17 protein-coding genes and 4 pseudogenes are annotated in these 18,557 nt (G+C 55.7%); 8 read left to right on the top strand and 13 right to left on the bottom strand.

Annotated features, from left to right (window positions below; translation table 11 throughout):
- Positions 1-5 precede the first annotated feature (5 nt).
- On the bottom strand, positions 6-1,640 hold the full coding sequence (locus BKD70_RS20900; RefSeq protein ID WP_047274510.1) for a methyl-accepting chemotaxis protein: 1,635 nt from the start codon (positions 1,638-1,640) through the stop codon (positions 6-8).
- A 289-nt stretch (positions 1,641-1,929) separates the two neighbouring features.
- Between BKD70_RS20900 and BKD70_RS20895 the strand changes: the two genes are divergently transcribed.
- Complete coding sequence (locus tag BKD70_RS20895; RefSeq protein WP_047274513.1) at positions 1,930-2,760, top strand: undecaprenyl-diphosphate phosphatase; 831 nt, start codon at positions 1,930-1,932, stop codon at positions 2,758-2,760.
- A gap of 35 nt (positions 2,761-2,795) precedes the next feature.
- Complete coding sequence (locus BKD70_RS20890; RefSeq protein WP_047274534.1) at positions 2,796-3,194, top strand: DUF1294 domain-containing protein; 399 nt, start codon at positions 2,796-2,798, stop codon at positions 3,192-3,194.
- A gap of 17 nt (positions 3,195-3,211) precedes the next feature.
- Here BKD70_RS20890 and BKD70_RS20885 read toward each other — a convergent pair whose 3' ends face one another.
- On the bottom strand, positions 3,212-3,556 hold the full coding sequence (locus BKD70_RS20885) for an MmcQ/YjbR family DNA-binding protein (RefSeq protein WP_047274536.1): 345 nt from the start codon (positions 3,554-3,556) through the stop codon (positions 3,212-3,214).
- Between the two features lie 11 nt (positions 3,557-3,567).
- Positions 3,568-4,476 carry a LysR substrate-binding domain-containing protein gene (locus tag BKD70_RS20880; RefSeq protein ID WP_047274514.1) on the bottom strand — a complete coding sequence of 303 codons (909 nt, stop codon included), beginning with the start codon at positions 4,474-4,476 and terminating at the stop codon, positions 3,568-3,570.
- A gap of 127 nt (positions 4,477-4,603) precedes the next feature.
- On the opposite strand from BKD70_RS20880, the gene BKD70_RS20875 reads away from it, so the two are divergent.
- Positions 4,604-5,215 carry an FMN-dependent NADH-azoreductase gene (locus tag BKD70_RS20875; RefSeq protein WP_047274516.1) on the top strand — a complete coding sequence of 204 codons (612 nt, stop codon included), beginning with the start codon at positions 4,604-4,606 and terminating at the stop codon, positions 5,213-5,215.
- 172 nt (positions 5,216-5,387) lie between these two features.
- Positions 5,388-6,422 carry a dienelactone hydrolase gene (locus BKD70_RS20870; RefSeq protein ID WP_047274518.1) on the top strand — a complete coding sequence of 345 codons (1,035 nt, stop codon included), beginning with the start codon at positions 5,388-5,390 and terminating at the stop codon, positions 6,420-6,422.
- Between the two features lie 88 nt (positions 6,423-6,510).
- On the opposite strand, the gene BKD70_RS20865 is transcribed toward BKD70_RS20870, so the two are convergent.
- From BKD70_RS20865 to BKD70_RS25470, 3 genes are all read right to left on the bottom strand, one after another.
- Entirely contained in the window at positions 6,511-8,097 is a 1,587-nt protein-coding gene (locus BKD70_RS20865) for an ABC-F family ATPase (RefSeq protein ID WP_080960212.1), read from the bottom strand.
- A gap of 46 nt (positions 8,098-8,143) precedes the next feature.
- Entirely contained in the window at positions 8,144-8,602 is a 459-nt protein-coding gene (locus BKD70_RS20860) for a hypothetical protein (protein WP_052892160.1), read from the bottom strand.
- Positions 8,603-8,744: 142 nt separating this feature from the next.
- The gene (locus BKD70_RS25470; RefSeq protein ID WP_047274522.1) at positions 8,745-8,999 is read right to left on the bottom strand and encodes a Pathogenicity locus; all 255 of its coding nucleotides are present in this window, start codon (positions 8,997-8,999) and stop codon (positions 8,745-8,747) included.
- A 389-nt stretch (positions 9,000-9,388) separates the two neighbouring features.
- On the opposite strand from BKD70_RS25470, the gene BKD70_RS20850 reads away from it, so the two are divergent.
- Complete coding sequence (locus tag BKD70_RS20850) at positions 9,389-9,745, top strand: VOC family protein (RefSeq protein ID WP_047274524.1); 357 nt, start codon at positions 9,389-9,391, stop codon at positions 9,743-9,745.
- A 419-nt stretch (positions 9,746-10,164) separates the two neighbouring features.
- Here BKD70_RS20850 and BKD70_RS20845 read toward each other — a convergent pair whose 3' ends face one another.
- Positions 10,165-10,629, bottom strand: a complete 465-nt coding sequence (locus BKD70_RS20845) for a hemerythrin domain-containing protein (RefSeq protein WP_047274526.1) — start codon at positions 10,627-10,629, stop codon at positions 10,165-10,167.
- Positions 10,630-10,835: 206 nt separating this feature from the next.
- Positions 10,836-11,042, bottom strand: coding sequence for a hypothetical protein (locus BKD70_RS20840; RefSeq protein ID WP_047274528.1), 207 nt, complete (start codon positions 11,040-11,042; stop codon positions 10,836-10,838).
- Between the two features lie 521 nt (positions 11,043-11,563).
- Between BKD70_RS20840 and BKD70_RS25765 the strand changes: the two are divergent.
- Positions 11,564-12,334 (top strand): annotated as a pseudogene (locus tag BKD70_RS25765) (MCP four helix bundle domain-containing protein); the annotation flags it as partial.
- On the top strand, positions 12,326-13,189 hold the full coding sequence (locus BKD70_RS25760) for a methyl-accepting chemotaxis protein (RefSeq protein WP_371914014.1): 864 nt from the start codon (positions 12,326-12,328) through the stop codon (positions 13,187-13,189). The pseudogene BKD70_RS25765 and the gene BKD70_RS25760, both read left to right, overlap by 9 nt.
- A gap of 231 nt (positions 13,190-13,420) precedes the next feature.
- On the opposite strand, the pseudogene BKD70_RS24485 reads toward BKD70_RS25760, so the two are convergent.
- From BKD70_RS24485 to BKD70_RS24480, 3 genes and pseudogenes are all read right to left on the bottom strand, one after another.
- A pseudogene (locus BKD70_RS24485) lies at positions 13,421-13,654 on the bottom strand (IS630 family transposase); the annotation flags it as partial.
- 147 nt (positions 13,655-13,801) lie between these two features.
- On the bottom strand, positions 13,802-14,908 hold the full coding sequence (locus BKD70_RS24870; protein WP_139047505.1) for a hypothetical protein: 1,107 nt from the start codon (positions 14,906-14,908) through the stop codon (positions 13,802-13,804).
- 32 nt (positions 14,909-14,940) lie between these two features.
- Positions 14,941-16,407 carry a DUF2599 domain-containing protein gene (locus BKD70_RS24480; RefSeq protein WP_080960331.1) on the bottom strand — a complete coding sequence of 489 codons (1,467 nt, stop codon included), beginning with the start codon at positions 16,405-16,407 and terminating at the stop codon, positions 14,941-14,943.
- On the opposite strand from BKD70_RS24480, the pseudogene BKD70_RS24475 reads away from it, so the two are divergent.
- Positions 16,367-16,687: pseudogene (locus BKD70_RS24475) on the top strand (transposase); the annotation flags it as partial. The gene BKD70_RS24480 and the pseudogene BKD70_RS24475 overlap by 41 nt on opposite strands.
- Before the next feature lie 63 nt (positions 16,688-16,750).
- On the opposite strand, the pseudogene BKD70_RS20825 reads toward BKD70_RS24475, so the two are convergent.
- Positions 16,751-17,194 (bottom strand): annotated as a pseudogene (locus tag BKD70_RS20825) (integrase); the annotation flags it as partial.
- Between the two features lie 286 nt (positions 17,195-17,480).
- Complete coding sequence (locus tag BKD70_RS20820; RefSeq protein WP_047274619.1) at positions 17,481-18,395, bottom strand: LysR family transcriptional regulator; 915 nt, start codon at positions 18,393-18,395, stop codon at positions 17,481-17,483.
- Positions 18,396-18,557 lie beyond the last annotated feature (162 nt).

Here is an 18,557-nt window from a genome sequence, read left to right as displayed (position 1 = left end):
AGTGTTTACACCTTGAACTGGCGCAGTAACTGGTTGAGTTGCACGCTTAGTTCTTTGAGGTGCAGGCTGGCCACACTGGATTGCTCGGCCGCCTGAGCGGTGCTTTGCGACAAGCCGGCGGCTTGCGTCACGTTCTGGTTGATGTCTTCTACGACATGCGACTGTTGCAGCGTTGCACTGGCAATCGACGCGTTGAGGCCGTTCAGGTTGGTGAGCGCCTGACCGATACTGCTCAAACTTTGCCCGGCCTGCGTGGCTTGCTCGATCGTCAGCTGGGAAGCACGGCTGCTGCTGGCAATGACGTTGACGGCCGCTTCAGAGTGTTTTTGCAGCCCCTCAATCATGGCCTGGATGTCTGCGGTCGACTTTTGCGTACGTTGGGCCAGCAAACGCACTTCGTCCGCCACCACCGCGAAGCCGCGACCCTGCTCACCCGCGCGCGCCGCTTCAATGGCCGCGTTCAGGGCCAGCAAGTTGGTTTGCTCGGCAATCGAGCGGATCACTTCCAGCACGGTGCTGATGTCTGTGGTTTGCGAGGCCAGCGTGCGAATCACCTCCACCGCCTGACTGATCGTGCCGGACAGGTCGTCTATCTGCTGCAAGCTGCTGTCGATGTTGTGCTGGCCCTGTTGCGCCTGGTCCTGCGCGCCGCGCATTTCGCTGGCCGCGTGTTCGGCGTTTTTGGCCACGTCCTGCACGGCGTAACTGACCTCGTTGATCGCCGTGGCCACTTGATCCATTTGCAGCGCCTGTTGCTGGCAACGCTGCTGGGCCTCGCTGGCATCGTGGCCCATTTGCGTGGACGACTGATCCAGCGCCGTGGCCGTGGACTGCAGATGACCCACCACATTGCGCAATTTGGCAACAAAGCCATTGAAGTGTTGCGCCATTGAGGTCAGTTCATCCTGGCCGTGGGTGTCCAGGCTGCGGGTCAGGTCGCTCTCGCCGCTGGCAATGTTAGCCATGGCCTGCACGGCTTCTTGCAGGGGCCGCACGATGCTGCGGGCTATCAGCGTCACCAGCGCGGCCATGATCAACGCAATGCCCAGCCCGACCCAGCAGGCTCTCCAGACCTGGCCCCAGAACTCGGCCTGCATGTCGTCGATGTACACGCCGGAGCCGATGACCCACCCCCATGGCTCAAATAGTTGCACGTAGGACGTTTTCTGCACCGGGGCGTCAGAGCCCGGTTTCGGCCAGCGGTAATCGACCATGCCCGCGCCCTTGGTTTTGGCCAGCGTCGCCATCTCGTTGAAGAGCGCAAAGCCGTCGGGGTCTTTGATCGCAGAGAGGTCTTTGCCATCGAGCTTGGGGTTGGTGGGGTGCATGACCATGTAGGGGCGCAGGTCATTGATCCAGAAGTAGTCGTCGTGGTCGTAACGTAACTGCCTGACCACAGCCAGCGCCTGCTGTTGCGCGGCTTCACGGCTCAAGGTGCCGGCCGTTTCAAGCCCGTGGTAGTGGTTCAGGATGCCGCTGGCCGTCTGCACCACGTGTTGGGTCTTCTGCACTTTGCCCTGATAGAGGTCTTCATGGATCTGTTTAAGCATCAACAAACCCAACGCCAGCAGCATGGCCATGGCCACGAGTAAAATCAGCCACAAACGACGACTGATAGACAACCTGCGTAAGGTATTCATAGAACGGTCACTCCTTGTTTTTCTTCTTGTCGTCGACACTCATGGGCATCCAAGCATGCTTTGCGGGCGGGGCCCATGCGACTTGCGTCTAATGTCATAGCAGCGAAAAGTGAATGTGTCTGATAGGATCTCGGCCGAAACGGGAAAACCTGTAAGTTTCTTGATTTCTGACACTTTTTTCACATCGCACTGGCGAAAATCCACGCGTGTGACCCACCTGCGGCAGCGGTTGCACACACTCACATTTCAATAATCAGTCCGGCACGATGCGGGGCTTCATGGGGGAACAATGGATCTTTGGACTGCCGCACAGGCGTTGATACTCGGCGTGGTAGAAGGCCTGACGGAATTTTTGCCCATCTCCAGTACAGGCCACCAGATCATCGTCGCAGACTTGCTCAATTTCGGTGGTGAGCGAGCCATGGCGTTCAACATCATCATTCAGCTCGGTGCCATCCTGGCCGTGGTCTGGGAGTTCCGGCGCAAAATTCTGGACGTTGTCACCGGGTTGCCCACACAGCCCAAGGCGCGTCGTTTCACGGTCAACCTGATGATCGCCGTGCTGCCCGCCGTGGTGCTGGGCATTATCTTTGCCGACACCATTCACCACTACCTGTTCAACCCGATCACCGTGGCTGCTGCGTTGGTGATTGGCGGGGTGATCATGCTCTGGGCGGAACGCCGTGAGCACGTGATTCACGCCGAAACCGTCGATGACATGACCTGGAAAGACGCGGTAAAAATCGGTTTTGCACAGTGCCTGGCCATGATCCCCGGCACCTCGCGGTCGGGCTCGACGATTATTGGCGGCTTGCTGTTCGGGTTATCGCGCAAGGCGGCCACTGAGTTCTCATTCTTTCTGGCCATGCCGACCATGGTCGGGGCGGCGGTGTACTCCGGTTACAAATACCGTCACTTGTTTCAGCCTGACGATTTGCCTGTCTTCGCGATTGGCTTTGTGACCTCGTTTGTCTTCGCCATGATTGCAGTGCGTGCGTTGCTCAAGTTCATTTCCAACCACAGTTACGCGGCGTTTGCCTGGTACCGCATCGCGTTCGGGTTGTTGATTCTCGCCACTTGGCAGTTTGGCTGGATTAACTGGACGGCGGCGGCTGCGTGAACAAATCAGTCCGAGAACGTCGCGAATACGTGGGCATGCCTGAGCGTGGCAACGGCCCGATCCGCGGGTTGAAGTTCAAGCTCGTTATTTTTGCAGCGCTGTGCGCGTTGCCCCTGGGCGGCGCGGCGACATTGTTCATCACCGGGGTCAGCCGCGTACCGTTACTGATCTATCTGGTCACCAGCGTGCTGGCATTTGGTCTGTACGGGTATGACAAGCAGCGGGCCAAAACCGGCCAGTGGCGCATCCCGGAGAAGGTCTTGCACGGCGTTGAGCTGTTGGGGGGCTGGCCCGGCGCGTGTGTGGCCCAGCAACTGTTGCGCCACAAGACGCGCAAGGTCTCGTTTCAAATCTGGTTCTGGCTGATTGTGGCCTTGCACCAGGCGATCTGGATCGATGTGCTGTTTTTGAAAATGACCCTGCTGGACTTGTAGCTCTGAGCCAAAGCGCGTCAGAGCAGTAACCCGATCTGACGCTTTTTCGGCAGTTTGGCTACCACCAACTGGTGGGCGCGGCGCAACAAGTCTTTCAGCTCCTCGGCGCCCATGGGGTAGGGCGGCTGCATATTGATCCAGTGCGCCCGTGCCAAATACGGGGAGGGGCGTATACCGGGCCGATCGACATACCCCAGAAACAGCTCTTTCTCCACCTTGAACGACAACCCGTCCTTATTCAGGTTGAACAGCGCAAACATCTTGCTCTGGTCGACGTAGAACACCTGCACGCCTCCCCATTTGATGTCTTCTTTGACACCGGGCAACTGACGGCAAAAATCAGCAATCTCGTCCTTGTTCATCCTGTTGGTGCTCATAGCAGCTTGTCTCCACAGCGTTCGAATGATTCAACCAAATGCTCCATCCAGGCGCGCACCGCGGGCATCACCCCGCGCCGATGCGGGTAAACGGCATGTAGCCAACCCCCCGGCAATGACCAGTTGGGCAGCAACTGTACAAGCTGGCCTGTTTGCAATTCCTGTTCGCAGTACATCATGGGCAGTACGGTAAACCCCAGGCCCGACAGGGTGCAGGCTTTGCGCACGATGAAATCATCGATGCCCAAGCGCGCTTCCAATACCAGGTCACAGGGGCTGCCCAACTCATCAAGCATGCGCAAGTGAACCATGCGGTCGGCTTCAAGCGCGCCCAGCACGGGCACGTGCTTCAAGTCGTCCGGATGTTCGATGGACCATTGGCTGGCAAATGCCGGGCTGGCGACCATGACGGTTTGCGCCTGCCGCAATCGACGGGTAGCCAGCAGCGGGTCTTCGTCCCCCAGCTCACGCACGCGCAGGGCCACGTCGATGCCCTCGGTAATCAGGTCGACGCGGCGGTTGAGCAGCAGCATTTCAAGCTGCACATGAGGATAGGTGCGTAAAAAGGCGCTGATGACGTCAGGCATGAATTCATGGGCCAGCCCCACGGGGCATGACACCCGCAACGGGCCACGCGGCTCGCTGGACATACTGGCCACGGCTTCGTCTGCCATTTCCGCCTCCAGCAGCATCGCCTGACAGTGGCGCAGGTAACGTTCGCCTACGGCCGTCAGCTTGAGTTGGCGGGTGGTGCGTTGTAACAAGCGCGCGCCGAGGCGGTCTTCAAGTTCAGCCACGCGTCTGGACAACCGGGATTTCGGAATACCCAACACGCGTCCAGCGGCGGCAAATCCACCGGCTTCCACCACTTTGGCGAAGTAATACAGATCGTTCAGGTCTTGCATGACGCGCTCACTGTCCTACAGGTGGGACGAACTATCGCATGAGTGGCGACTTATCGTCGATTGCTTTCATGGGTAGCATCCTCCCCACTTGATCGCCGGGCGGCGGTCCTCACCTCTGGAGATCACCATGAACGTTTTGCACATCGATTCGAGCATCCTCGGCGACAACTCGGCATCCCGTCAGTTGAGTCGTGCCGTGGTCAACGCCTGGCAAGCGGCTGATCCTGACCTTAACGTGAGCTATCGCGACCTGGCAGCCGAAGCCATCGACCACTTTTCGGCCGCTACGCTGGTGGCTGCCGGTACCGCCGCTGAACTGCGCGATGCGGCTCAACAACACGAAGCGCAATTGAGCGCCGACACCCTGGCACAGTTCCTGGCCGCCGATGCTGTCGTGATTGGGGCGCCGATGTACAACTTCACCATTGCGACTCAGCTCAAGGCATGGATTGATCGCATCGCTGTTGCCGGTCAGACATTTCGCTACACCGACGCCGGTCCTGAAGGCCTGTGCGGCAATAAAAAAGTAATTGTGGTGTCGACGTCGGGCGGGTTGCACGTCGGTCAGCCGACCGGGCTGGCCCATGAAGACTACTTGAAGGTCATGCTCGGTTTTATGGGCATCACCGATGTGACGTTCGTTCGTGCCCACGGTCTGGCTTATGGCGATGACGTTCGCAGCAAAGCCATGAACGATGCTCATGCGCACATTACTGGAGCGTTGTTCAGCGCAGCGTAAGCTTGCGGCACGGTGTCACCCGCTAAACTCTGTATTCTGGCTGTCAGCAAATGGCCCGGGTACGGAGTTTTTTGCATCTTGAGCCAAAGCCATGGCCTGAACCGTGCATGGCGCCCGTACTCAAGTTCAGGTGTGAAAAATACCGGCTAAACGCCTTCAGCGGTGAGCGATCATGGTGCGTGCGTGTGCGCTTCTCATGCTTTTTTTGGCTTGCAGCCCTTGGGCGGTGCAGGCCGAACCGTCCCTGCACTGGAGTGTCGGCTTTCATCGGCTCACGTTTCTCGATCCCCTCGATGACCGCCCCATGCATGCCATTGCCTTCTATCCATCCATCGGTCAAGAAGGGCGCAGCACGATTGGCGCTTATCAAATGGATGCCACGCAAAACGCCCGCATAGCGATGGGCCGCTATCCGCTGCTGATGCTCTCCCATGGCAACACCGGCACACCGCTGGCCTTGCATGACCTGGCCACCGCGTTGGCGCGCAAAGGGTTTGTCGTGGTTGCGGTGCTGCACCCGGGGGACAACGATAAGGACCACAGCCGGTTGGGCACGCTGAGCAATCTCTATGGCAGGCCGATGCAAATATCGGCTGCCATTGACGCGACGTTACAGGACAGTCGCCTGTCGCCCTACGTCTTGCCCGATGCACTCGGGGTGATTGGCTATTCGGCCGGCGGTGAGACGGCGCTGATCCTGGCCGGTGCGCAGCCTGATCTGGAGCGGCTGAGGCGCTATTGTCAGGAGCGGCCAGGGGATCGTGATGCGTGTACGACCCAGGGTGAATTGATTGCAGACCGGGACGACCTTGCCCCCGTGGCGGATGTTCGCGTTCAGGCGCTGTTATTGCTGGCGCCGCTGAGCCTTATGTTCGGTCGGCAAACCCTTGCCGACGTGCATGTACCTGTCCTGCTTTACAGTGGGGATGGCGATAAGTTGGTGTTTCCGGACAAAAACTCGGATGCGCTGGCTCGCAAACTGCCTACAGCGCCTGAGTTCAAAGTCATACCGGGCGCTGGGCACTTTGTGTTCATGGCGCCCTGCACCGATGAGCAGATGGCGACAATGCCCGGTTTGTGTACCGACGCCGAGGGTGTGGATCGGGAGGACATCCACCGTGATCTTATTGACGAAGCAGGGCGATTCTTCCGTCAGTCATTGATAAACAGTGCTCACAATGGGCTACGTACGGCTGACCACAGATGAGGCGCAGGATCGTCCGCGCACAACATGAAAAACCCGTCACGGGGACGGGTTTTCAAGATGACGCGCTGTAATCAGGGGGTGTGTGAAATCAGAACACCACACCCTGGCTGCGCAGGTAGTCATCGTAGGTGCCGCTGAAATCGATCACGCCACTTGGGCTCAACTCGATAATGCGCGTGGCCAGCGAGGAAACGAACTCGCGGTCATGGCTGACGAACACCAGCGTACCGGGGTAGTTTTCCAGCGCCAGGTTCAAGGCTTCGATGGATTCCATGTCCAAGTGGTTGGTCGGTTCGTCCATCACCAGTACGTTCGGTTTTTGCAGGATCAGCTTGCCGAACAGCATGCGGCCTTGCTCACCACCGGAAATCACTTTGACCGACTTCAGGATTTCATCGTTGGAGAACAGCATGCGGCCCAATGTGCCACGTACCATTTGCTCGCCCTGTGTCCACTGGCCCATCCAGTCGAAGAGGGTCATGTCCTCTTCAAAATCGTGGGCATGGTCCTGGGCGTAGTAACCCAGCTCAGCGGCTTCGGTCCACTTCACAGTGCCCGCATCCGGGGTCAGTTCGTTGACCAGCGTGCGCAGCAAGGTGGTTTTACCGATACCGTTCGGCCCAATGATCGCGACGCGCTCACCGGCTTCAATGGTGAAGCTGAAGTCTTTGAACAGCGTCTTGCCGTCAAAGCCTTTGGCCATGTGCTCAACGATGACCGCCTGGCGGTGCAGCTTTTTGGTCTGCTCGAAGCGGATGAACGGGCTGACGCGGCTCGACGGCTTGACCTCGGCCAGCTGGATCTTGTCGATCTGCTTGGCACGCGACGTCGCTTGCTTGGCTTTGGAGGCGTTGGCCGAGAAGCGGCTCACGAACGATTGCAGTTCGTTGATCTGGGCTTTCTTCTTGGCGTTGTCCGACAGCAGTTGCTCACGGGACTGAGTGGCAACCGTCATGTACTCATCGTAGTTGCCCGGGAACAGGCGCAGCTCGCCGTAGTCCAGGTCGGCCATGTGGGTGCAGACGCTGTTCAGGAAGTGTCTATCGTGGGAAATGATGATCATCAGGCTGTTACGCTGGGTCAGCACGTTTTCCAGCCAGCGGATGGTGTTGATGTCCAGGTGGTTGGTCGGTTCGTCGAGCAACAGCACTTCTGGATCGGAAAACAGTGCCTGAGCCAGCAGAACACGCAGTTTCCAGCCCGGTGACACTTCGCTCATCGGACCGTTGTGCTGTTCAATGCCAATACCCAGGCCCAACAGCAGCTCGCCGGCGCGCGACTCGGCGGTGTAGCCGTCCATCTCGGCAAATTCAGTTTCCAGCTCTGCCACGGCCATGCCGTCTTCTTCGGTCATCTCGGGCAGGGAGTAGATGCGGTCGCGCTCAGCCTTGACCTTCCACAGCTCTTCGTGACCCATGATCACGGTGTCGATCACGGTGAATTCTTCGTACGCGAACTGATCCTGGCGCAACTTGCCCAGGCGCACATTCGGCTCAAGCATCACCTGGCCACCCGACGGCTCAAGATCGCCACCCAGGATTTTCATGAAAGTGGACTTGCCGCAACCATTGGCACCGATCAAACCATAACGGTTGCCTGCGCCGAACTTGACTGAAACGTTCTCGAAAAGCGGCTTGGCGCCGAATTGCATCGTGATGTTAGCTGTAGAAATCAAAAGGTTATCCTGCGGGGGTTACAGAGTTGCGAGGGTGCGCCAGTACCTATTGAGTACCCATTTCCGACATTCCGAGCGTGGACATTTCATTCCAGTCTGAAGCAGAACTGATCCATCTGGCATAGGTGGACAGCAGCATTTGCACGCTATGCCCAAGTTGATTTGCGATGAAAGCAGGATTCATTCCCGTCATCAGGCAAAGGGTCGCGTATGTAAGGCGGCGATTGTACTGGGGTCGGTCACGTAACGATAGGGCGATAAACGCCTGTTTGACGGGCGTGTGCAGCAGACTTCTTCCGTGAACGAACTGATTTTCCTGGCCGGGAGGGGAAATGTATGGGGCGTGAGCCTGCTGCATTTCACGCATGGCGGGGTGTTCAGCGTCAGCTTTTGCTTGGACCAAGGCCTTTATGGCGCGTTGGCTTAGCAGTACCACCCGACGTTTTTTGTTTTTCACGCGCACGCGAATCTGACGATTGGCGCCGATCCGGCATGGCCATCTCATGGCTGTCCGGCCCGTGTTGCGCGCACTCAAGCAGCGTACTCAGCGTTCGACATCGACTCCAGGGTCGGGATTAGCGACGTTTTCAAGCGGCAGGCTAGTGTCATGACCACCAGGCAACCCGATGGGCAGGCACCGAACGGACCTACCGTGCCGGATTGTTCACCGTTGAGCTGCGCGCAAGCTCTACGGCTGCAGTGATAGCCGCTCTGGCTTGAGGGCTATTCTTCCAGCAGGTCGAACCCAATGCCGCGGATGCCTGGGCCAGGATGTCACCCACATCCGCCTTCCTAAGCTCGGCGAGCGATTCGATACCCATCTGTTCAAGCCGAGTAATCACGGTGGGGCCTACGCCTTTGAGGGCGAGCAAAGCGGTTCTTTCTTCCCGTGAAAATGGCATCCATAAAGTCCTTTTTTCGTTGAGTCGGTGGCAGTGTGCCCCACGCTGGACGGTGCCTCAATAGATCGGCGTCATCGTTTTGAGTGTGAGCGGTGAAACGTATTGATGGGACACCCTGGCGGCCGACATCGACCTTGGTACGCGCCGACTCCAGTTCCTGAGGTTTGAATGGCTCCAAGTCGAAGCCCTTGCCGCCAGTGGGGATGTGATGGGCATGGGTCACGCTCGCCCGGACGTTACCAGCACGTAGCACACGATCCTTGTGAGCAAGGTTGATGTCGGAACGCTACTGCGGCAGGATCAAGTTCAGCGATTGGCACTCCTTCCGCGCGGGAGGCATGCTCAGGTTCAGACCATCAAAACAGTTTTGTTCAACAAGGAAGTCAAGCATGGGCGCTAGAGGGTCTGATCGTCAGATCGACAATATTGAGTTCAACGTCAGCGATATTGCACACAGCAAAGCTTTTTATGGCTCTGCGTTTGGCTGGGCCTTCATAGACTATGGTCCCGGCTATACCGAGTTCAGTGATGGCAGGCTTACCGGAGGGTTCACAACCGGGGAGCCCGTGCGTCCGGGTGGCCCGCTAGTCATTCTTTACGCGGATGACCTTGAAGACACCCAGCAGCGAATCAGAGCGGCAGGGGGCACGATAAGCCGGGACGTTTTCGCGTTTCCTGGGGGTAGCAGGTTTCACTTCATTGATTTGGATGGCTATGAGTTAGCTGTCTGGAGTGTGGATGCATAGCGCTTTCGGGATAGATGCCAATGCAGTATCAACGCTGTTTGTTTGCATCCCGAAGGCGTGAAAAATCCCGGCGGGCCGGGCAGTGGAGTCTTGCTTCAGGCAACCCATCGCTGGGCTGACCGTGCGATTTCTTGCCCATGTTCGTGCTCGGCCTTACCCACGTCGCAGGCTGTTTGCAGGTTGAGCTGAGCGCCATGTCAGCAGAAACACCGCCGCGCTCAAGCAAAAAACCTGCGCCTCAGTGAGCGTCCAAAATTCCAACGTTTCAGGGCCGTGTTTGGTCCATATGAAACACACTCGCCATCGCCTCTTGATGCTAATGCTGTGCTGGCCGTGGATAGACCGGATAGGTGCAGGATCAATGCAAAAAACCCGGCGCTGGGCCGGGCTCTCTGCTGTTGCGGGGACGCACCCACTGTTTACGCAGCGGCAAGGCTCTTTTTCATAGAGGCTTTCAATACCAGCATCTGTTCGCCCAGTTCTTCAAGCTTGGCCTTACCGAGCAGTTTTTTGGCCTTGGGGAACATGTCTGTTTCTTCTTCTTCGATGTGATGTTCGAGCAACTCTTTAATCACTTTCACCCGCCCTGCAAATTCGGGTGACGTGGGATCGGTGGCTTTCAGGTCGGGCAGCACCAGCGCGTCCACGGTGCGGTGCTCCTCTTTGGCTTCGTAATACATCTCGGCTTCGTCTTTCCCGCCAGCCGACTTGAACGCGGGATACAGGATTTCTTCTTCAAGTTGAGTGTGGACAGTGATCTCCAGCTCAAGTTTGGTCAGAAGATCCGTGCGTGTTTTCACTGCGCGATCCGTTGATTCACTCAGTTGGTTCAGAATGGCTTTCACTTTCTCATGGTCTGCTTTCAGAAGATCAATGGCGTTCATGGTTAGGCCTCTCTATCACGGGTAGGGTGCGGCTGATCAGTGCCAGCGCTGCTTTTTTTCCTCCATGTAGGTAAGGCATTTGTCGTGCCACTTGTTATTTAAGAAATAGATTCGCCATATCAAGGGGTTACTGATCATCTGCTCCGTACTGTTCATGCAACTTGCACGAGACGTCTTTTCAGATAATGCAGATCGCCAGCCAACACTCAGTGCAGGGTCTTCACCCGCCGGCTTTCGCCAATCCGGATCCTGTCCAGCGCTCGGTTTAATGCGTCCAGTGCATCGAGAAGTGCCTTGGCCTCCGCTTCGCGACCATCCCCCCAAAGGCGTTCCGCCATTTTGTTCAGCGCCTGAATGGATCGCTCAATGTCTGCTGCCGTCACCGTGGCGCTTTGCTCATGTTTCTCACTCATCATCCCTTCCTCTGTCGCACCACTTTGATGACGCTCATGAAGCATCACCGCGCTCTGTCACACACTTCAACACATGGGCTTGTTGATTCCCGCGTCATGATTTACCCGGTCCGCGTTGCTATCTGCTGCGGATGTGGAGCAAAGAACTCCTCAGCCTATAGGAATCACCTTGGGCGCTGTCGTCCTTTTGCGATGCTTGCTCTCTGGCGAACTGACAAAAAATTCACGTCGACAGCACGACTTTATGACACGGCGTGAACTACGATCATGACGAAATGATGGCATTTTGCCTTCAGTTTGATCCAGCCCGTGGGGATCAGGCTGCACCGCTGTGGAGAGATCGAAGCGCAAAGGGGGGTGATTTCACGTTGATGAGGCGGCCGTCTGCCTACGTAAAAGATCACGAGCCGTAATGAAGAGTCTGCGTTTATAAATCCGCCGAGTGGCTTGCAGCTTTTGGTCTCTCGGTCGATAGCTTGGCATGACACCTGCGACGTACCGACCTTTTAGAGTGATAAAAAATGAACGTCAGGACAATGAACCTTGCTCCACGATCTGCCACCTTTTTCTCACTCATTATCCTGGTGGTCTTTGCACTGGGCATGGTCGCTGTCATGCAAATGGGCAAGCTTCGAGACGCGGAGCAGGATGTAGAAACCAATTGGATGGCCAGCATCCGTGAGGTCGGCAAGATGCAGGCAGGCATCCTGCGGCTGCGCCTTGAAAGCATCCGCATCACCGTAACCACCGATGAACAGCAGCGCCAAACCCGCATCGCTTCATTGAGCGGCTACCGCAGTACCCTGCAGAACACCATCAGTCACTACGACGCCTTGGTCACCGGCTCACAAGAGCGTGAACTGTACCAAGCGGTGGCAACGGACATGCAGCAGTATTTCAATCTGCTGGATGAGTTGGAACCGTTGCTCAAACGTGGGGACAACGCGGCGGCCATTACCCTTATCAATTCCCGCATTAGCCCTATGACCAATGGCATGCAGGAAAAAATGGACAAGCTGGCTGCCTTTAATGAAGAGGGTGCAGAGCGTGCAGGCCTGAATGCTGCCTCGATCTACAGCAACGGCATCACCTTGGTGATTGGGTTGCTGGTGGCTACGGTGTTGCTCACCGTCGTACTGGCCACAGTGCTGACCCGCAGTATTACTGCGCCTATCGGGGTTGCCTTGGCCGTAGCCGAGCGCATCGCCGACAGCGACCTCTCGCGGGAGGTTACGATTACTGGTAGCGATGAAGCCAGCCGCCTGCTGGGCGCCTTGGCCAAGATGCAGCATAACCTGCGCGAAACCATCGCCCGTATCGCCGACTCTTCCACCCAGTTGGCCTCGGCCTCAGAAGAGATGACGGCGGTCACCGAAGAGGCCAGCCGCGGGCTGGTGCGCCAGAATGATGAAGTCGACCAGGCGGCCACCGCTGTGACCGAAATGACCGCCGCCGTGGACGAGGTGGCCCGCAATGCCGACGCTGCGGCCCAGTCCTCCCGCGAGACAATGGCCTTCACCCGTTCGGGTATCGAGAATGTGGCACAAACCCTTAAAGCCATTGAAAGTCTGGCCAGCAACGTGGCCAGTACGGGAGAGCAGGTCAAGGCGTTGTCCGGCAGGGCACAGAACATCAGCAAGGTGGTTGAAGTGATTCGCGCGATTGCTGAGCAGACCAACCTGCTGGCGCTGAACGCGGCCATTGAAGCGGCCCGCGCAGGCGAGCAAGGCCGTGGATTTGCGGTGGTGGCCGATGAAGTGCGGGCGCTGGCCCACCGTACGCAGCAGTCGACACAGGAAATCGAACAAATGATCAGCGCGATTCAGGCTGACTCCACCCAAGCGGTGGGGGCGATGAGCGTCAGCGCGCAGATGGCCAGCAGCTCCATCTCCGTGGCACAAGACGCCGACTTGTCGCTCAAGCAAATCGCCGAGGCCATTACCCAGATAAACGAACGCAACCTGTTGATTGCCACCGCTTCGCAAGAACAGGCGCAAGTAGCCCGCGAGGCAGACCAAAACTTGACCAGTATCCGCGAACTGTCCATCCAGAGCTCGGCAGGCGCCAGTCAGACCGCGAGCGCGTGCGGCGAACTGGCCAATCTGGCGATTGAACTGAATCACTTGGTCGCGCGCTTCAAAGTGTGATGGCCCGAGTTAGCGGTAGCGCAGAGCCCTAAAGCGTTGAGCCTGTCACGAATAATCAAATTCAACCGCCCGCTGGCGGTTGAATTTTTTGGCGAGCGTCACGGATGGAATGGAACGAAAACAACAGACTGACCTAGGTCGTTGAAGGCAACGGGACTTGGCACCGCTACAACATCCTTGATCAGACCTACTGCATCCGCCAGGCATGGGGGGGTGGAATGGGTTTTCGAGGATCTGGCCTTTTTCATCAATACAGAGCACCAACGCTCGATCAGGCGGGTTCAGGTATAGGCCTACAATATCGTGAACCTTATCGACAAACAGTGGATCGGTAGAAAGTTTGAAGGTTTTTTCCAAGTGAGGCTTGATCCTAAAAGCGTGCCAAATACGCATCACGCTGGCTGGGGACAACCCTGTTTCCCGGCTCATTCGACGCGTGCTCCAATGGCTGGCGTCTTCGGGTTTGCTTTGCAGCACTTCTTAATATCTTCCTTAAGGCATTCCAAAAAGGGATACCTACTACGACGTGTTTAGATTGACCTGCCTCTCAAGGATTACACCCAACAGCGGCGATTTGTTCATCGGTCATACCTTTAGTAGTGCGCCAAGGTTCTAAAAAAACTCCCGTGGGCTTTTGAAGTATGGAGAAAGGCATTTGATCTGTGCGGCTAAAGACTCACCGTAAGGTTGTTGGTTAAACCTGACGCTGTCGCGATACTGTCTCAACAACTCAATGGCTGCGGATTTATACTCTTGATTGGTAAGGTTCGTAGCGCAGGAACTGGGAGTGACAGCCAGCGACCATCCATTATCTTTAAAGACCCAGCGAACATTGCTGAAGTACTGGGAACAGGTCGCTTGATCCTGCGGATCAAAGGTAAACCTTGCTTCTTTTTGTGGGCCGTCTGGAAGCGTTACTTTAACAATCGGTGTAAATGTATGACCTGCGTTGACCACCCAATTCCACTGATCTGTTTGGGCCGCTGCCAATCCACTATTTTGATTAGGCCCGTCAACATAATAGAAGGCTAAAATCGGTAAATTTTCAGCATCACTCCATGTTCCCAAGAGTACTTCATTATGCCGATTAAAGAAGCCATCTCTGATTAACGACTTTGCCTTCACACTGGCGTAGAAATGACTCGCCGATTGGTAAGTCTGCGCTCCAACCTGCCTAAATCCACACTGCCTAGTCTCATCTTTATTCACATCCCCGAAGTGACTTACCCACTGTTCAGCGGTAGTAATACCAAAAGATTCGCACGACTTTTCTTCTACAGGGGTGTCAACATTATCGCCACACCCTTTATCTGTCCTCATCGCTGTATTGGCATCTAAAGGAAAGGAGCACAGTACCTCCGGCAAGTCTGACATCCCAAATTTTTTATAATCTGTAGGCGCCAAAATAAGCCCTTTTATTCCCCAAGCCAATCCAAATTTAGTATCGCTGCGCAAATAAGAAAAAGGGACTCCCCCCCTTGCCAAAGTGCCAGGACTCGGCTGCCACGGCAAAAACTTACCTGACGTCGATGTCCCTCGGATCATTAGCCCTGAACACAAATAGGCGGGTCTATAAGGTGTGTTGCAGTATTCTACTTGCGAGTCGTAATAGCTCTCAATTTCACGGACGGTGTCTTCCCCAACGCCTGCCTGTGCATTCAAGTTATTAAGAAACAGCAGAGCCCCTGTAAGTAAGTAGCTACGACGGAGAATGTTCACTCGAAATGCCCCCTTCATGTATCATCAGCCGCTTACGGATTACAACCCGCGGCTAATACTTGTGCTTCTGTCAAACCTCGGGCTGAGCGCCACGGTTCCAGATACCACCGAGATTTACCACGGTAATTAGAAGCCAAACAGTTAATTTGCACAGGCAGGGAATCACCCGATGGCAGCGCCTTAAACTGGCTGTCTTGACCGTGCAGGTCCATAAGCTCTTTGCTGGCCGCTTGACTATCAAAGGTGCCTATTGTTCGTCCACACGCGCTAGGGGTGACGACCAATGACCATTTGCCATCTTTTTCTGACCATGTCGAAGTATCAAAGTACTTAGGGCACACGACTTGATCGGCTGGATTGAAGACAAATGCAGCATGATCGTTAATGGTAGGTGGGTAAATTATTTTTATGATGGGTACATAGCTGTGACCGGTCTTGACAACCCAATCCTGTTGGTCATGTTGAGCGAATTTTAGCCCACTTCCAAAGTGCGGATCTTCAACATAAAAAAACGCCATAATTGGCAGTGACGTAGAATCGTCTGGCCACGTAGCAAGACGCAACTCATTCTGAGTTTCAAATGTGTCTTTTTTTAGTTGGGCGGATTCATTCATCAACAATGATCTTGCTCGCACACTGGCATAAAACTGCGCCACGCCATCGGCTCCATTACGAGCACTGACATGCCGAAAACCACACTGTTCTTTGTGATTGGCGCCCACCTGTAGATAATCGGCCACCCACTGTTCAGCGGTATGAACGTTTTTTAGTTCGCAGGCGGTCTCTAGACTGACAGTTTCCGAATGGTCCCCGCACCCAAGATCATTTCTATTGTTGGTCCATGAGTCAATGGGGAAAGAACACAGAACTTGAGGGGTACGCTTCATTCCCGGCTTCAAATAACTATAAGGCTGGAACACAAAACCTTTAATTTTACTCACGCCGGGATCTTTAAACTTTGTATCGGCACGCAAATATTCGAATGAAACACCACCGCTGACTTTAGAGTCCGGGCTTGGATTCCACGTGTAATACTTAGGGTTGGTTGAGGTGCCTCTTATCATTAATCCAGAGCAATAATAAGCTGGCAGCTTTCCACCATCACACGAGTCTACAGTCGCCATATAATAGCGCTTCATCTCAGCAGCAACATCCTCCCCTACACCTGCCACAGCACTAGAACTCAACAAGGCTAACGCTATTATATTTAATGCGCCTATAGACAAATAATGCGCAGTGCGCATGCTCAATTTTTCATCATCAGCGCATGAAATGCCTTTTATGTTTTTTCGCTTCATCGCAAACGCCCCCGCAGACTTATTATTCTCTGGACTACCGTTATAAAGGGCGGCTAATAATTTGTATGCTGTCACAAATAACAGTTGCTTAGATAAATTTGGAATAGCATCAACTTTATTTATTTTGATTAGGCTCTGTACGAAATCAGCCGAAACCATTTTGAATTCCGCAGGCGCCGCCTGGGATTTGGTTGCAGACATCTTCTATGAACCCCGCCGCAGTGGGCGCCCACGAGCAGATGATCGCTTGATGCTCAACGGCGTCCTCTGGGTGCTCTGTTCTGGCGCTGCCTGGCGCGATATGCCTGAGCGCTTTGGCCCATGGTCGACGGTTTATCAGCGCTTCCGTGATTGGCGCAATCGCGGAGCGTTTGACCAGATGCTCTAGCGGCTTCACATCAAACTCAACGAGCAAGGGTTAATTGATCTGGAGACCTGGATGATTGACTCCACCGCAGTACGAGCAACCCGGGCCTCATCTGATGGCTGGCCTGCGCCATGCGATGTTTACGACATTACTTTTCGTACAGAGCCTAATGCGTTCTCAAGTCTGCCCTGCGAGGGCTGCATTCTTGCGCAAGCCATCCAAATAATTTGTCCATTGCTGCGCAGCCTCTCGGCGCTGTGGTAGCAGTTGGGCGCGCGCGTAAACAGCGCCCAGCACGCCCGGCATGCGGTGAAACAACTCCAATACAATCGGATCGACGCCCAAATGCGCGTGGGCGATGGTGCGGTAGGTGTCACGAAAACCGTGCGCATTGATGGGGTATTGCGGCCAGATCCGCTGATAGGCCTTTGCCTGAGACGTGGCGTCAATTGGGTAACCCGGGTAGACCGGGGAGACGAATACCCAGCCATCACCCGCTTCATCCACCACCCTCCGTTCATGTCGTTCGCGCAACAGCGCAAGGGCCTGCTCCGGCAGTGGCGCGATGTGCTTGCTCTTGTCCAGATGGCGGGTCTTCCCGACTATATAACGCCAGTAGGCCCTTTCTGTGAAGCCTGGACATGTAACTCCAGACCGGGTACTTCGCCGTCGTCCTACTTACCAAGTATCGCAATGGGACGCAGAAAGGCATCGCTGAGTTTTCGCCGTAATACAGGCGTAGAGGGGAATATCGTCATCTGCGGGTACTTTTTTTCGAAAAGAAAAATCACCCGGAAATATACCCGCAGCCGCCTCAGAAATGAGTGGAATACGACAGACGATTCTAGACTTAAGATCGAATTAAAATACTGAATTTATTACTGTTATGAATCTCGATGGACGTCAGTCATAAGCTATCAGGATCCCCAAAAAACATCTGGATCCGCGAGCGCAGCCAGCGTTCTCCCGGATCGTTGTCCTGTGCCCCGCGCCAGGCCATATGCAATTCAAAGGTTTGCGTGTCCAGCGGAGGGTCTTCAGCGCGTATGCCGCCAGCGGCTGTGAGCGCTTCTGCGGTGTAGTCGGGCACGGTGGCGATGATATCGGTGCCGGCCAGCAGGGTACTCAGGCCGTTGAACTGTGGAACAGCCAGCACGACGTGGCGTTTGCGGCCAAGTTTTTCCAGCTCGGTATCGATAAAACCACTCAGGTCGCCAGCGAATGACACCAGGGCGTGGGGCCGGGCGCAGAAATCATCCAGTGACAACGAACCCGGCACGGTGTCGGCGCGCAAGAGTTTAGGCTTGCTGCGACGTAACACTTTGCGTTTGGCATTGGCGGGCAGGTCGCTGGTGTAGCTGACGCCGACCGAAATTTCCCCGGACGCCAACAACGGCGGCATCAAGATGTAGTTCACCCGCCGCACCACCAGCACGATGCCAGGCGCTTCGGCGCGCAGGCGTTTGAGCAGCAGGGGGAGGAGGGCAAATTCCACGTCGTCGGACAACCCGATGCGGAACACCGAGGTGCTGGTGGCCGGGTCAAACTCGGATGCGCGGCTGACCGCCGTGGAAATTGAATCCAGCGCCGGGGACAGCAGCGCAAAAATCTCAATGGCCCGCGCCGTAGGTTCCATGCTGCGCCCGGTCCGCACGAACAGCGGATCATCGAACAGGTTGCGCAGGCGCGATAACGCCGCACTGATCGCCGGTTGGCCGAGGAACAATTTCTCTGCGGCACGGGTCACACTGCGTTCATGCATCAAGGTTTCAAAGACGATCAGCAGGTTAAGATCGACGCGACGCAAGTCGTTACGGTTCATCTCGCTGGCTTCACAGGCGGGTCTAGAGGGACTTAGGTGACGGATCTTACGGGCATACAGGCCAAATCGTCACTGCCTAGATTTGCTTTCTGATTGCCTGATCGGATTAACTTTGCGCTTTGAGCAGCTTTTTGACGGCCTCGGTGTCGCAAGAACCGCGGC

It is taken from the genome of Pseudomonas sp. BS-2016, assembly GCF_001806145.1.
Taxonomy (GTDB): domain Bacteria; phylum Pseudomonadota; class Gammaproteobacteria; order Pseudomonadales; family Pseudomonadaceae; genus Aquipseudomonas; species Aquipseudomonas lundensis.
This window is presented reverse-complemented; position numbering and strand designations above follow the sequence as displayed.

Coding starts and splice junctions, on each gene's coding strand:
- BKD70_RS20900 (WP_047274510.1), bottom strand. CDS start 1,640: ATGAATACCTTACGCAGGTTGTCTATCAGTCGTCGTTTGTGGCTGATT.
- BKD70_RS20895 (WP_047274513.1), top strand. CDS start 1,930: ATGGATCTTTGGACTGCCGCACAGGCGTTGATACTCGGCGTGGTAGAA.
- BKD70_RS20890 (WP_047274534.1), top strand. CDS start 2,796: ATGCCTGAGCGTGGCAACGGCCCGATCCGCGGGTTGAAGTTCAAGCTC.
- BKD70_RS20885 (WP_047274536.1), bottom strand. CDS start 3,556: ATGAACAAGGACGAGATTGCTGATTTTTGCCGTCAGTTGCCCGGTGTC.
- BKD70_RS20880 (WP_047274514.1), bottom strand. CDS start 4,476: ATGCAAGACCTGAACGATCTGTATTACTTCGCCAAAGTGGTGGAAGCC.
- BKD70_RS20875 (WP_047274516.1), top strand. CDS start 4,604: ATGAACGTTTTGCACATCGATTCGAGCATCCTCGGCGACAACTCGGCA.
- BKD70_RS20870 (WP_047274518.1), top strand. CDS start 5,388: ATGGTGCGTGCGTGTGCGCTTCTCATGCTTTTTTTGGCTTGCAGCCCT.
- BKD70_RS20860 (WP_052892160.1), bottom strand. CDS start 8,602: ATGAGATGGCCATGCCGGATCGGCGCCAATCGTCAGATTCGCGTGCGC.
- BKD70_RS25470 (WP_047274522.1), bottom strand. CDS start 8,999: ATGCCATTTTCACGGGAAGAAAGAACCGCTTTGCTCGCCCTCAAAGGC.
- BKD70_RS20850 (WP_047274524.1), top strand. CDS start 9,389: ATGGGCGCTAGAGGGTCTGATCGTCAGATCGACAATATTGAGTTCAAC.
- BKD70_RS20845 (WP_047274526.1), bottom strand. CDS start 10,629: ATGAACGCCATTGATCTTCTGAAAGCAGACCATGAGAAAGTGAAAGCC.
- BKD70_RS20840 (WP_047274528.1), bottom strand. CDS start 11,042: ATGAGTGAGAAACATGAGCAAAGCGCCACGGTGACGGCAGCAGACATT.
- BKD70_RS25760 (WP_371914014.1), top strand. CDS start 12,326: ATGCAGCATAACCTGCGCGAAACCATCGCCCGTATCGCCGACTCTTCC.
- BKD70_RS24480 (WP_080960331.1), bottom strand. CDS start 16,407: ATGTCTGCAACCAAATCCCAGGCGGCGCCTGCGGAATTCAAAATGGTT.
- BKD70_RS20820 (WP_047274619.1), bottom strand. CDS start 18,395: ATGAACCGTAACGACTTGCGTCGCGTCGATCTTAACCTGCTGATCGTC.